Below are 12,114 nucleotides of genomic sequence, written 5' to 3'. Positions count from 1 at the left end.
TTCCGCCCGTGTTCCTGCAAGCCGGCGCCGACGAGACGCTGGTCGACGAAAGCCGCATGTTCGCCGAGCGCGCCAGGCAGGCCGGGGTCGAGACACGGCTCGACGTCTTCGAGGGCATGCTGCATTCCTTCCAGATGATGGCCGGCCGGGCGCCGGAAGCCGACGACGCGATCGGCCGCTTCGCCACCTGGGTGCGGCCGAAACTGGGCTTGCCGGCCACCCGTGACAAGGCCGCCGGCGACAAAGCGGCGTGAGTATGCGCCGGCTGGTCGTATCGCGATTCGTGCTTGTGGATGTGCCGCGCCTGCGCGATGCTGCGGCGACGCTGACCGACGTGCCGCGATGAACCAGCAGATCCGCAAATCCCGTGAAACGAGGCAAGGCATGCAGCCGCGCCTCGACCCCGAGGGCCTGTTCGACCGGCGCTATGCCGCGTTCCTGGGGACGGTTTCGCATCTGCGTATCAAGCTGCACCGTTACTGCGCGCGCATGATCGGTTCGGCCCTCGATGGCGAGGACATCATGCAGGAGGCGCTGTTCGAGGCCTATCGCAAGATCGAACGGCTCGACGATGCGCAGGCGCTGCGGCCCTGGCTGTTCCGCATCGCCCACAACCGCTGCATCGACTTTATCCGCAACCGCCAGGCGCGACAGCGGGCCGAGGCCGGCTTTGCCAGCGACGACATCGTGCTGCCTGTCGAGCCCGCCGGTCCCGGCGCCGGCCGCGCCATCGAGCGGCTGGTCGTGCACCTGCCGCCGAAGGAGCGCGCCTGCGTGCTGCTCAAGGATGTCTTCGACCATTCGCTTGAGGAGATCGCCGAGCTGGTCGGCTCGACATCAGGTGGCGTCAAGTCGGCGCTCAATCGTGGGCGTGCCAAGCTCGCCGCCTTGCCGGCGCAACCGGGCGCGGCACCCGCACACGACCCCGAACTGGCGCGGCTGCTCGGCCGCTATGTCGAATTGTTCAACAAGCGAGACTGGGACGGGGTGCGGGCGCTGACCAGTGCCGATGCGCGGCTGCGGGTCTCGGATTGCTACAACGGCCTGCTGTCAGGCTCGCCCTACTTCATCGAATATGAGCGCAGCGAGCTGCCTTGGCGCATGCGGCCAGGCGTGATCGAAGGGGAGATCGTGCTGGTCCTCGACAGGCGGCATAGCGAGGAATGGCTGCCTGCGTATCTGGTGCGGATCCATGCCGATGGCGGCGTCATCGACCGCATCGCCGACTATTATGCGTGTCCGTGGATCCTGGAGATGGTCTTTGCCGACGTAGGACGAAGTGCCTCTCCTCCGTAACCCTCACTTCGCATCATGAAAAATGATACCGACGGTGTGGCGCATGCCTGAGCGCAAGCGGCTGACGCCGTGGCGCAGGTTGACGCGGTAGTTGCCTCTGGTTCCCTGCACCGGCCGGTTGTGGACGGCGAAGGCCACGGCGTCGCCCTGGCGCAATGGCACCACTTCGACGCGGCTCTGCATGCGCGGGCGCTGCTCGGTCAGCGCGAACTCGCCGCCGGTGAAATCCTGGCCCGGCTCGGAGAGCAGGATCGCCACCTGCAGCGGGAAGGCGAGGTCGCCATAGAGGTCCTGGTGCAGGCAGTTGAAGTCGCCAGGCACATATTGCAGCAGAAGCGGTGTCGGCCGCGTCTGGCCGGCGCTATGGCACTGGTCAAGAAACGCCGCATGCGTGGCGGGATAGCGCATGGCGATCGCCATACGCTCGTTCCACCGGTTGGCGACCGCGGCCAGCCTGGGATAAAGCGCGCTGCGCAACCCGCCGATGAGGTCAGGCAAGGGATAGCGGAAATAGCGATATTCGCCCTTGCCGAAGCCGTGCCTGGCCATGTGGATGTGACTGCGGAAATGCTGCTCCTGAGGGTAGAGGCCGGCGATCTGCCGGCACTCTTCGGGCGACAGCAGCTTTTCAATTACCGCGCATCCGAAGCCGTCGAGTTCGGTGGCAAGGGCCGGCCAGTCGTAACCGGCAATGCGTGTCTCGGCAGCTTCGACCACCGATGCGGCAACCTTGGTATGGGCGTTCATATCGCAGCCTCCTTGTTAAGCAGAGCGCGCTTGCGCTCGACGCCCCAGCGATAGCCCGACAGCGTGCCGTCGGCGCGGACAACGCGGTGGCAGGGAATGCCGAGCGCAATCGCGTTGGCCGCACAGGCGGTCGCCACGGCACGGGTGCCGTTCGGTTGGCCGAGACGCCGGGCCAGAGCGGTGTAGGTGATGGTGGCGCCGCACGGGATGGTGCGCAGCGCGGCCCAAACCTGTTGCTGGAACGGCGTGCCGTGGCGCATGTCGAGCGGCAGGTCGAGGCCGACGCTGGGCGTCTCGATGAAGCGCGCGATTGCCGCGAGATCGTTGCGCAGCGTTGTTTTGTCCTCGACCAGCGCCTTGCCGGGGAAGCGGTCGCCAAGGTCCTGCTCCAGCGCCTCGGCGTCCGAGCCGATCAGGATGGCGCAGACGCCGATATCGCTGCGCGCCGCCAGGATGTTGCCAATCGGGGATTCGCCGATGGCGTAGGCGATGGTGTCCAGGGCATTGTGGACGGTCGCCGCTGCGGTCATTTGAGTTCGCATGAGGTTCATTGCCTTCACTCCTTTGTCTGTGCCTGAACCCTACAGAGACGGCTTATCGCGCTCACTCCGATGCTTGCTTTCAAATTCGAAAAGGTAGGTGCTCATGCCACGCGGGTGACATCGAACTCTCCAAGCAGGAACACCTCGCCAGTCGACAGGCGCAACTCGATGTCGCCGCTCGTGATCAAGCTCCACTCGGCTTTGCCGTCATCGACCATCCGGCCGATGGCGGTCATCACCCGTGATTTCGCGTCAGGGGCGCGCCGGCGGCCGGCAGCTTGGGTCTGGGTGGTCGCATCGGGAGACCTTGCCATCGCGCGCATTGCCGGTCCTCGTCAGGCCCGCATTGACCGGTTGGCATGGCCGGACGCCGCCTCGCGGTCGAGCAGCGCGCGTTTGCGCTCCGCGCCCCAGGTGTAGCCGGACAGGGCGCCGTCTTTGCGGATCACGCGATGGCAGGGAATGGCGACGGCAAGGCTGTTGGCGGCGCAGGCGGCGGCGATGGCGCGGGTCGCCTTCGGCGCGCCGATGCGCTGCGCGATCTCGGCATAGGAAACCGTGTGGCCGACGGGGATGTCGCGCAATGCCTGCCAGACGCGCTGCTGGAAGGCGGTGCCGCGGACGTCGAGCGGCAGGTCGAGACCGAGCGCCGGCGCTTCCACGAAACCGACGACGCGGGCGACCAGCGCCTCATAGTCGCGGTCGCAGCCGATCAGCCGTGCCTTGGGGAAACGGTCCTGCAGGTCGCGCACCAGCGCGTCGGGATCGTCGCCGAGCAGGATCGAGGCGACGCCTTTTTGGCTGGACGCGACCAGGATGGCGCCGAGCGAGGATTCGCCGACGGCGAAGCGGATCTCCTCATGGGCGCCACCGGCGCGATAGCGCGTCGGCGTCATGCCGAGCATGAAGGTGGATTTCTCGTAAAAACGCCCGCTCGAATTGAAGCCGGCATCGTAGATCGCCGTCGTGACGCTGGCGCCGTCTTCCAGGCCCCGGCGGACCCTGGCGGCGCGGTGGGCGGCGGCATAGTCCTTCGGCGTCAGCCCGGTGACGGCCTTGAAGATTCGGTGGAAATAACCGGCGCTGCGGCCGGCGTCATCAGCCAGTTCAGCCAGCGACGGTTCTTCCTCGCTCTGCTCGATCCTGCGGCATGCCGCGGCGACCATTGCGGCGTTGCCGGCGTCGAGCGATGGGCCATCCGGGTTGCAGCGCCGGCACGGGCGAAAGCCGGTTGCCCTGGCCTGATCGAGCGTGCCGTGCAGCTGCACATTCCTGGGGTTGGCGCGCCGCGACGGGCAGGAAGGCCGGCAATAGACGCCGGTCGTTGCCACCGAATACCAGAATTCGCCGTCGGCCGATTTGTCGCGCGCAACGATGCGCGCCCAGCGCGGATCGTCGGCGACTTGCAGCGGCGCGGGGTGAAGATCCTTGGCCAGAGTGATGAACATGCCGCATTGAAGCCGCCAAAAGCCGGCCTCGCCACCCGTTTCCTGACAAGCGTCAGGAAAGTGCAAATCTGCCTTTCCCAATTTGGGAAAACACTCTTGTTCCCGATTTGGGAATTTGCTATATCAGGTCATGCAGATAATTGCCAAGAAGGCGCTGAAGGACTTTTGGGCCAAACACAATCAGGCCGAAGCTCCTTTGACGGCTTGGTATGTGGCTGTAGGCAATGCTGATTGGAAGACCCCGGCTGACGTTAAAGATGCGTTTGGAGCGACCGTTGATTTCGTCGGCGACAATCGCATCATTTTCGACATCGGCGGCAACAAGTACCGCCTGATTGTCCACGTCGCCTACAAGTTTCACCGTGTTCTGATCAAATTCGTCGGGACGCACAAAGAGTATGACAAGATTGATCCGGAGAAGGTGTGATGGAGAACATTCGACCCATTAAGACCGAAGCCGATTACGATTGGGCGATCGCCGAAATCACTAAATATTTCGAGAATGAGCCGGAGGTCGGCTCTCTCGAAGGTGACCGTTTCGACGTTCTCGCAACTCTGATCGAGGCTTATGAGGACAAGCACTATCCGATCGAAGCACCGGATCCCGTTGAAGCCATTCATTCGCACATGGAACTGTTCAACCTGTCGCGAAAGGCGCTGGCCGAGGTGATCGGATCATCGCCCCGGGCGACCGAGGTGCTGAACAGAAAGCGGGCGCTTACCCTGGATATGGTCTTCAAACTGAACAAGGAATGGAACATTCCTGCCGAAGTCCTCGTGCAACCCTATCACCTTGCAAATGACAGGGGCCGCAAGCGCGCCTAAGCCGTCGCCCGTGGTGCCTGATACCCTCGTTCCTAAGCCGCGCGCTTGGGTTCCACCGCGAACGGGCTGAGCCCGAGCCATGTCTGCATCTTCCTGCCGATGGCCTGGTCGCCGGTCAGGGCAACCTTCGCGCCGGCCTTCTCGACGGTCAGCAATCCCATCCAGATCGCCGTCATCGTGTGCAGGTCGGTCGAGACGTAAAGGTCGACATCGAAGCCCGGATCGTACCAGCACAGATCGACCTCGCCGTGCTTCTCGACGATGAGCCACCACGACCGTTTGGACGCCGGTAGCTCCTGATACAGGAATTGTATCACCGTGCGCCCCTCGGGCAGCGGCGAGGGGTTTAAGTTGCGCCGCATGTCCCACATCAGCAGCGACGGATCGAGGTTCTTCAGCGACAGTCGGGACTCGACCCATTTCTGCCCCCAGAAGCCCATTGCCTCGACGACCGGGCGCAAATCCCGGCCGGCTTCCGTCAGCCGATATTCGAATATCCCTTTTTCGCCCGGCACTTCCTTGCGCTCGACGATGCCGGCCAGTTCAAGTTCCTTCAGCCGTTGCGACAGAAGGGTCGGCGACATTTTGGGGACGCCGCGGCGCAGGTCGTTGAAGCGGGTCGAACCCGCCACCAATTCACGCATCAGCACCATCGTCCAGCGGGTGCACAGCACCTCGGCGGCCATCGATAGCGGGCAGAACTGTTTGTATCCGTGCTGGGTCATGATCTGTGTCCCTCCCTCGAAACTGGGCCGAACATTAGGCCTTCATGAATGAAGCGGCCAGTACGGAAACTGTACTGCCCCAGTACAGATCGCGGACTGGTTGGCTAGGGCCCTGCCATGCGAGCCCTTTGGCCGGTTGCACGGGATACCTTGTGCACCGCAACCAGGAGACTATCATGACCGCTTACGTTATCGCAGACATCAAGATAAACGACCCGCAGTGGGTGCCGGCCTATGCCGCCTCGGTGCACGACCTCGTCCACAAGCATGGCGGCAGGTATCTGTCGCGCAGCGGCAATGTGAAGACGCTCGAAGGCAAGCCGCTCGACACCACGCTGATCGCCCTGATGGCGTTCCCGTCAGAAGCGGCGGCCCGCGCCTTCACCAGCGATCCGGCCTATGCGCCCTTCGTTTCGGCCCGTCAGGGCGGCAGCGACAGCCGTTTCCAGATGATCGACAACACCGATCTGGCCGGAACGATCCCGTATCTGCCGAAGGGATGACCGGCATCCCTGGCATCGTTTTCGGGATCTCCAAGCAACAACAGCCACAGCGCTTGCCTGCCGGGCCTCCGTATTTTCGGCGGCCGGCCAGCTGGGCTTTTTCAAGAAGAATGGAATGAAGATGCTATCGAACTTTCACAACCGGCCAAATTTTCACTACAGGTTTGTCATGGCCGGGGCCATGCTGGCTGTCTGCACCACCTTCGCACAGGCGCATCAGGAAGCGGCCGCGCCGGCGTCCGGCCCCAATCCGCTGGCCGACAAGGTGCGGGCCGCCAACAGCCGGTTTCTCAACGTCAAGGCCGCTATATCAGAGGGCTATGCGCCGATTCCGTGCGCCAGCGGCATCACCGGCGGCGCCATGGGCATCCACTATGTCAACGGCCAGTATCTGAAGGACGACAAGATCGATATCGCCCGGCCTGAAGCGGTGATGTACGAGCCGATGGCTGACGGCACGCTGCAACTGGTGGCGGTCGAATACATTACCTCGAAGGGGCCGGCGTCGCTGGACGGACAGCTGTTCAATTTCAACAGCGCGCCCAACCGCTACGGCCTGGGTGAGTTTTACGAACTGCATGTCTGGGCCTGGAAGGGCAACCCGACCGGCACTTTCGCCGACATGAACCCGAAAGTGTCATGTGAGCACGCGATGGCGCCGAGCCAGTAAGCAATGAAGCCAGGCGGCGCCAATGCCGCCTGGCATTCTCCCGAGTCAGTCGGAACGCTCCCGCCTAGCGCCCCGCTTTGGGCGAGACAATCGTTGAAGGCCAGGCCGGTGTGTGTGCCGCTGCCGCTCCTCGCGGCGTCAGAAGGATACGGTCATCATGCCGCTTGATCTGGAATCGCCAATCCCACCTCGCTGATGGTATCCCGGCTCGCTTGCGGCAAGACGAAGCGTCCCGTCACATACCAGAGCAGGGACACGACAAGGATCGAGAGATAGCCATCCACGGCATAGTGCCAGCCGGTGTAAACCGAGCTGAACAGGATGAAGGTTGCGAAGGACCAGCCGGCGATTGCCCACCGGCGGCCGAATCCGGCCAGGAAGAGTGCGTTGAGCGTGGCGATGGCGACATGCATGCTTGGCATGGCGGAGATGCCGCCGCCCAGTTCCGGGCGGCCACTCTGGTAGGCTGCAAGCAGATAGTCGGCATAGACATGGACCGACGCGGCGTAGCTATTCTGCGCCAGGGCGGTTCGCAGCGCGGCAAACCGGTCACCGCCGTAGAACTGGTCGTGGAATATCGGGCCGGTGGACGACAGCAGGGTCGCAAGTACGGTGCCGCACAGGATCGTGGTCAGCGCGAACGCCCACAGATAGCGCAAGCGGCTGACCGGATTGTTCCAGAAGGCGACGAAGAGCACCGTGCCGAACCATTGCACGAGCCAGCCATATCCATAGCCGGCGAAAATGACGGCCGAGACCGGTCCGGGAACCACGCTGTGCGTCCATGTCCAGGGATCGACGCCATGCAGCCGAAGATCAAGCTCCGCCAGGGCACGGTCGGCGTAGAACGGCACCGTGTCCGGGATGGCGACCTTCAAGGTGGTGAAGGCGGTGACGCCGAGAAAGAACAGAAGGATAACGGGCGCGGCTGTCAGCCAACGCTGCCCGAGTATGTCGAGGATGAACCTCGTCGGGGTATGTCGGGCAAATGCCAGCCCCGCCACACCAAGGCCAGCCGCCAGAAGCGTGGGCAGGAAGAAGGCGAACGGCTCGGCATAGGATTGCGCCAGATGCAGGTAGCGATCCGGCTGCAGGCAAAGAGCGGTCAAGGCATAGGTCAGACACAAGGCAACCAGCAACCAGCCGCTCCTGGTTGTCGCGATGTCCAGGTCAAGGATTGCAGCTGGGCGGCGATTGTCGCCGCGCTGACCGGTGTGCTCACTCATGGAAGGACATCCCGCCAGCTGCCCAGAAGATTGTTATGGGGTATTTCGCAGATGATGTATTACCATTCAGTTACACCTGTTCCAAAGTAGAGTATTAAATATTAGATAGGTATAATTCATTATTTGTTGGCAATGATCTGTTTACGAAAATGCTACGCGGTTACGCGCAGGCATCATTCGTCGCCTTTCGAGGCTTTCAACGGTTACAGGCTGCCTGTCGTCGGGTTTCGGCTACGATTGAGAGAGGGAGGGCCATCGCCTGGTGGCGATGGCCCCTTTCCATCATGCGGCTCGATCAGGCGGCTTTGATCAGGCCGAGCTGGGTGAGGGCGGCGACGCCGTCATCGAGCCCGATCTCCTCGACGATCCTGCCGTTGACCACCTTCAGCACAGTGGTGCCGGTAAAGCGCATGGTGCGGCCGGTGGCAGCCGGCAGCGAGCCGGCGAGGAAATCGCCGAAGGCGGGGCCGGTATGCGTGCCGCCGCCCTCCCACTGGCCGACGACATAGTCGCCCTCGGCAATCAGGTCGGCCGTGGCCCAGAAGTTGAGGTCCGGGAAGGCGTTGCGGAAGTCGGTCATGAAGGCCTTGATGTCGTCGCGGCCGCGGCGCGGCTCGTGCAGCGAGTATTTCAGCAGCATGTCGGGTGCTGCGATGTCGTCGACGACGGACAGATCGCAGGTTTCACCCCAGAAGTCGGTGAACCATCTAACGACGACGGCCTTGTTGTCTTCTTGCTTGGTCATTGGGAGGTCCTCTTGTGTTTGCACGGAGAGATCACCGGATTGGCCGGTGACCTGGAGCAAGCAGTAGGACGATCAGGCGGGTGCAAAACTCCGGTTCTTGCCGGCCAATCGAAAGGCGACAGGACCTAGGCTATCCGACTCGCGCCGGAAGCGAGCGGTGAACACCGTGACCAAGCAGCGGTTCAAGTGCCGCTCAGCATTTTGCAACACTTTGCCTCCAGAAAGCTGTCGATGAAAACGGCGCTCGCCCTCCTGTTGCTTTTACCTGCCCCGGCCGTTGCCGGGCAGTGCTACATGAGTGAAAATCATCCGGGCTGGAAGGTCATAGTCGATGACGGGCCGGGCTTGCCGCATGAAATGAGCTGGTCGCGAAGCGATGGCTTCAACCAACGGCTTCGCTACGAGAGCGCGCGTCCGGGCGAGGCGCCGCGTTTCGTCATCGGCAGTACCGACGACGAAAGATTCAGCATCGGTTTTGTCGGAGAGCCCATGGTACTTGATGGTGAACTCTACAGGCCGGGCTGCCCATAATCTGGCAATGCCGGGTCGCCACTCTCGGCCGGCCTTCCAACGGTAACTGTTTCTTCTCTGGTTTTGCTGCAGATTGCCGCGTGGCGGGGGAATGAGCGAAACAGACGATGGCGCGTCAGGACAAGAAAAATCGCAATGGAACGTTCTGGGCGAAGGCCCTGGAACGCGCCCATCTTGGCGTCTGGGATTGGGATCTTGCGACCGGCGACTGCTTCTATTCCGCGACCTGGGCGCGGATGCTGGGCTATGATGAAGGCGAACTTGCCAACGCCAGCGACCTGTGGCTGCAGCTGACCCATCCCGATGATCGCGAACGGGCGCTGGCCAGCGGCGACCGCCACATTGCCGGACAGACGGATGCCATCGAGACCGAGCTCAGGCTGAAGCACAAGCAGGGCCACTGGGTGTGGGTGCTCGATCGCGGCGGCATCGTCGAGCGTGACGCTTCCGGAAAGCCGCTCAGGCTGATGGGCGTGCAGACCGACATCACCAAGCAGAAGGCCGCCGAAGCCGAGCTCGAGCAGGTCAATGTGCGCTTCCGGCTGGCACTCGCCGCCAGTGGCACCGGCATCTGGCACTACGACATCGCCACCAACAAGAGCTATTGGGACTCCCGCACCAGAGACATATTCGGCCTCGTCGCCGATACCGACGAGGTAACCGCCGACCTATGGCATACTTTCCTGCACCCCGACGACAGGGAAGTCACCGAGCAGGCGCATTTGCCGACACCCGGCTCGGACCGAGTTACCGCTTCGCAATACCGCATCATCAAGCGCGACGGCGAGATACGCCATGTCGAATCTCTGGTGCGCTTTATCGCCATTGCCGGTGCGGCTGGCCAGGTTCTTGGCACGGTGCGCGACATCACCGAGGAAAAACTGCGTGAGCAGGAGCTAGCCTATGCCGCCCGTCACGATGCGCTGACCGGCCTGTACAATCGCTCCGCCTTCGATCGGCTGCTCGCTGACCATATCGCGGCGGGTGCGCCGCTGGCTGTGTTCTATGTCGATCTTGATTACTTCAAGGCGCTCAACGATTTTGCCGGCCACGCTGCCGGCGACCTGGCGCTGAAGAGCGTTGCCGCCGGCATCCGCGCCTGCCTGCCGCCGGCAGCACACGCGGCGCGGCTGGGTGGCGACGAATTCGCGCTGCTGGTGCCGCATTGCGATGCCGCACAGGCCGAGAGGATCGCCGCTGCGGTGCTTGGCGCGGTGCGCGAGGCCGATCTCGGCGCGGCCGCGTCGACACGCAAGCTGGCGGCTTCGATCGGCATCGCCTTCGTTGATGACGCCAACACGACGGTGGCTGACGCGCTGGCCTGCGCCGACGACGCCTGCTACGCAGCCAAGGCCGCCGGGCGCAACCGTTTTGCCGTCTTCTCCACCGAGACGGCATCGGGTTCCGGCGGGCTGAACGCGGCGCGTGTCGCCGCCGACACCGTCGATGCCATGGAAGACGGGCGGCTGAAACTGTTCGGCCAGGAAATCCATCTGCTGGGCCGGCCCTGGCAGGAAAGCCGCCATGTCGAAGTGCTGGCCAGGCTCGTCGCACGCAACGGCCGGCTGGTGCCGCCTGGCGAGTTCATTCCGGTGGCCGAGCGCTTTGGTATCGCGTCGCGGCTCGACCGCTGGATCATCCGCACCGCGCTGTCGCGGCATGGTGCTGCCTTGCGCTCGGGTGCATTGACGCTCGGCTTCAACCTGTCGGCGCAGACGCTGAGCGATCCGCAGCTGTGGGACTTCGTCGACAGTGTCATCGAAGAGACCGGGGCGCCGCATTCGGGCATCGGCTTCGAGATCACCGAAACCGCCGCGGTCACCAATTTCGACGCCGCCGAACAATTCGTGCGCAAGGCGCGCGAGCGGCACTGCCGGGTCAGCCTCGACGATTTCGGCGCCGGCATGAGCTCGTTCGAGTATCTCAGGCGCTTTCCCGTCGACACGATCAAGATCGACGGTTCCTTCATCGAGCACATCACGCAAAGCCGCTTCGACCGCGAGATCGTGCTGGCCATCACCAGCATCGCCCGCAGCCTCGGCTGCGACGTGGTCGGCGAGAAGATCGAACGGCAGGACACGCTGGCGATGTTGAGCGACATGGGCGTCGCCTTCGGCCAGGGGTTTTTGCTGCACCGGCCGGAGCCGCTGGAGCAAATTGTCGTGCGCGCGGCAGGGGCAGAGACGGCCCGTAAGGCATCGTGATTCCGGATGTATCGAGATTCAGGCCGGGCCGGTTGGCCTGACCTGAATCTCAACATGTTCTATCCGGTTCGCCGCGCCGTTGATTGCGGAAACTCCAGCACTCCAGAATCGGATGGCCTGTGCTGCGCTTCCGCCACTGTTTCGATCAACAGATCGAGGGCGTCACAGGCCGTGCGGCTCGTCTCGTCATTGCCTTGCAGATAGTGATAGGCGCGTTCGAGGTGGATGCGGGCGGCTGAAAAATCGCTGGTCAATGGTCTCTCCATTATCCCACCCTAAAATACCTTGCCGGAGGCGAGGGAACGCCGGGTAAATATCCACATGCGGCTTTTATTCAAATGCCACAGAAGGAAGGTACGGCAGTGATGCGCTGTCAGGAGAGACGCGGCCCAACTCTTTGCCATGCCGTGCCGCGCGGCTAGACTGTGCCTCCCTGTCGGAGGTGAGACCGATGATCGTCCAGGCCTGCATCAACGGCGCACGTTCGCGCGATTTTCATCCCCAGTTGCCGCTGGCCGCCGAGACGATGGCCAGCGATGCCGCCGCCTGCGTCACCGCGGGTGCCGCCGAACTGCACATCCACCCGCGCGGCGCGGATGGGCGCGAAAGCCTGGCCGCCGTCAGTGCTACCGTGCGGGCGGTACGCCAGGCC

General features: G+C 63.3%; 17 protein-coding genes. 9 read left to right on the top strand and 8 right to left on the bottom strand.

Annotation, left to right across the window (positions count from 1 at the left end; translation table 11 throughout):
• Together EN935_RS08010 and EN935_RS08005 are read left to right on the top strand one after the other, a co-directional pair.
• Window positions 1–254: alpha/beta hydrolase (locus tag EN935_RS08010; protein WP_164771044.1), on the top strand; the 254-nt coding region annotated here is incomplete at its 5' end.
• Between the two features lie 88 nt (window positions 255–342).
• The gene (locus tag EN935_RS08005; RefSeq protein ID WP_127263503.1) at window positions 343–1,296 is read left to right on the top strand and encodes a sigma-70 family RNA polymerase sigma factor; all 954 of its coding nucleotides are present in this window, start codon (window positions 343–345) and stop codon (window positions 1,294–1,296) included.
• 3 nt (window positions 1,297–1,299) lie between these two features.
• On the opposite strand, the gene EN935_RS08000 is transcribed toward EN935_RS08005, so the two are convergent.
• From EN935_RS08000 to ada, 4 genes are all read right to left on the bottom strand, one after another.
• Window positions 1,300–2,043 (bottom strand): 2OG-Fe(II) oxygenase, encoded by a 744-nt coding sequence (locus EN935_RS08000; RefSeq protein WP_109660796.1) that lies wholly within the window; start codon window positions 2,041–2,043, stop codon window positions 1,300–1,302.
• Window positions 2,040–2,573, bottom strand: a complete 534-nt coding sequence (locus EN935_RS07995) for a methylated-DNA--[protein]-cysteine S-methyltransferase (RefSeq protein ID WP_245488891.1) — start codon at window positions 2,571–2,573, stop codon at window positions 2,040–2,042. The genes EN935_RS08000 and EN935_RS07995 overlap by 4 nt, the downstream gene beginning before the upstream one ends.
• A gap of 113 nt (window positions 2,574–2,686) precedes the next feature.
• Window positions 2,687–2,908 carry a hypothetical protein gene (locus tag EN935_RS07990; protein WP_109660800.1) on the bottom strand — a complete coding sequence of 74 codons (222 nt, stop codon included), beginning with the start codon at window positions 2,906–2,908 and terminating at the stop codon, window positions 2,687–2,689.
• Window positions 2,909–2,920: 12 nt separating this feature from the next.
• Entirely contained in the window at window positions 2,921–4,033 is a 1,113-nt protein-coding gene (gene ada / locus EN935_RS07985; RefSeq protein WP_127263501.1) for a bifunctional DNA-binding transcriptional regulator/O6-methylguanine-DNA methyltransferase Ada, read from the bottom strand.
• Between the two features lie 130 nt (window positions 4,034–4,163).
• Here ada and EN935_RS07980 point away from each other — a divergent pair, with 130 nt between their 5' ends.
• Both EN935_RS07980 and EN935_RS07975 read left to right on the top strand, forming a co-directional pair.
• The gene (locus tag EN935_RS07980; protein WP_109660804.1) at window positions 4,164–4,460 is read left to right on the top strand and encodes a type II toxin-antitoxin system HigB family toxin; all 297 of its coding nucleotides are present in this window, start codon (window positions 4,164–4,166) and stop codon (window positions 4,458–4,460) included.
• Window positions 4,460–4,858, top strand: a complete 399-nt coding sequence (locus EN935_RS07975) for a type II toxin-antitoxin system HigA family antitoxin (RefSeq protein WP_109660806.1) — start codon at window positions 4,460–4,462, stop codon at window positions 4,856–4,858. Before EN935_RS07980 ends, EN935_RS07975 begins: the two co-directional genes overlap by 1 nt.
• A gap of 32 nt (window positions 4,859–4,890) precedes the next feature.
• Here EN935_RS07975 and EN935_RS07970 read toward each other — a convergent pair whose 3' ends face one another.
• Window positions 4,891–5,583 (bottom strand): helix-turn-helix domain-containing protein, encoded by a 693-nt coding sequence (locus EN935_RS07970; RefSeq protein ID WP_109660808.1) that lies wholly within the window; start codon window positions 5,581–5,583, stop codon window positions 4,891–4,893.
• Between the two features lie 176 nt (window positions 5,584–5,759).
• On the opposite strand from EN935_RS07970, the gene EN935_RS07965 reads away from it, so the two are divergent.
• Together EN935_RS07965 and EN935_RS07960 are read left to right on the top strand one after the other, a co-directional pair.
• Window positions 5,760–6,086 carry a DUF1330 domain-containing protein gene (locus tag EN935_RS07965; protein WP_109660810.1) on the top strand — a complete coding sequence of 109 codons (327 nt, stop codon included), beginning with the start codon at window positions 5,760–5,762 and terminating at the stop codon, window positions 6,084–6,086.
• Between the two features lie 115 nt (window positions 6,087–6,201).
• Window positions 6,202–6,756 (top strand): hypothetical protein, encoded by a 555-nt coding sequence (locus EN935_RS07960; protein ID WP_245468758.1) that lies wholly within the window; start codon window positions 6,202–6,204, stop codon window positions 6,754–6,756.
• Window positions 6,757–6,911: 155 nt separating this feature from the next.
• Here the strand turns inward: EN935_RS07960 and EN935_RS07955 are convergent, their stop codons facing one another.
• Window positions 6,912–7,982, bottom strand: a complete 1,071-nt coding sequence (locus EN935_RS07955; RefSeq protein ID WP_127263497.1) for a phosphatase PAP2 family protein — start codon at window positions 7,980–7,982, stop codon at window positions 6,912–6,914.
• A gap of 295 nt (window positions 7,983–8,277) precedes the next feature.
• On the bottom strand, window positions 8,278–8,727 hold the full coding sequence (locus tag EN935_RS07950; RefSeq protein WP_127263495.1) for an ester cyclase: 450 nt from the start codon (window positions 8,725–8,727) through the stop codon (window positions 8,278–8,280).
• Window positions 8,728–8,913: 186 nt separating this feature from the next.
• On the opposite strand from EN935_RS07950, the gene EN935_RS07945 reads away from it, so the two are divergent.
• Window positions 8,914–9,258 carry a hypothetical protein gene (locus tag EN935_RS07945; RefSeq protein ID WP_127263493.1) on the top strand — a complete coding sequence of 115 codons (345 nt, stop codon included), beginning with the start codon at window positions 8,914–8,916 and terminating at the stop codon, window positions 9,256–9,258.
• Window positions 9,259–9,365: 107 nt separating this feature from the next.
• Window positions 9,366–11,462, top strand: a complete 2,097-nt coding sequence (locus EN935_RS07940) for an EAL domain-containing protein (RefSeq protein ID WP_127263491.1) — start codon at window positions 9,366–9,368, stop codon at window positions 11,460–11,462.
• A gap of 59 nt (window positions 11,463–11,521) precedes the next feature.
• Here the strand turns inward: EN935_RS07940 and EN935_RS07935 are convergent, their stop codons facing one another.
• Window positions 11,522–11,716, bottom strand: a complete 195-nt coding sequence (locus EN935_RS07935) for a hypothetical protein (protein ID WP_164548734.1) — start codon at window positions 11,714–11,716, stop codon at window positions 11,522–11,524.
• A gap of 197 nt (window positions 11,717–11,913) precedes the next feature.
• Between EN935_RS07935 and EN935_RS07930 the strand changes: the two genes are divergently transcribed.
• The coding region (locus tag EN935_RS07930) for a 3-keto-5-aminohexanoate cleavage protein (RefSeq protein WP_206534502.1) at window positions 11,914–12,114 on the top strand (201 nt) is incomplete at its 3' end.

It is taken from the genome of Mesorhizobium sp. M7D.F.Ca.US.004.03.1.1 (genome assembly GCF_003998635.1).
Taxonomy (GTDB): domain Bacteria; phylum Pseudomonadota; class Alphaproteobacteria; order Rhizobiales; family Rhizobiaceae; genus Mesorhizobium; species Mesorhizobium loti.
This window is presented reverse-complemented; position numbering and strand designations above follow the sequence as displayed.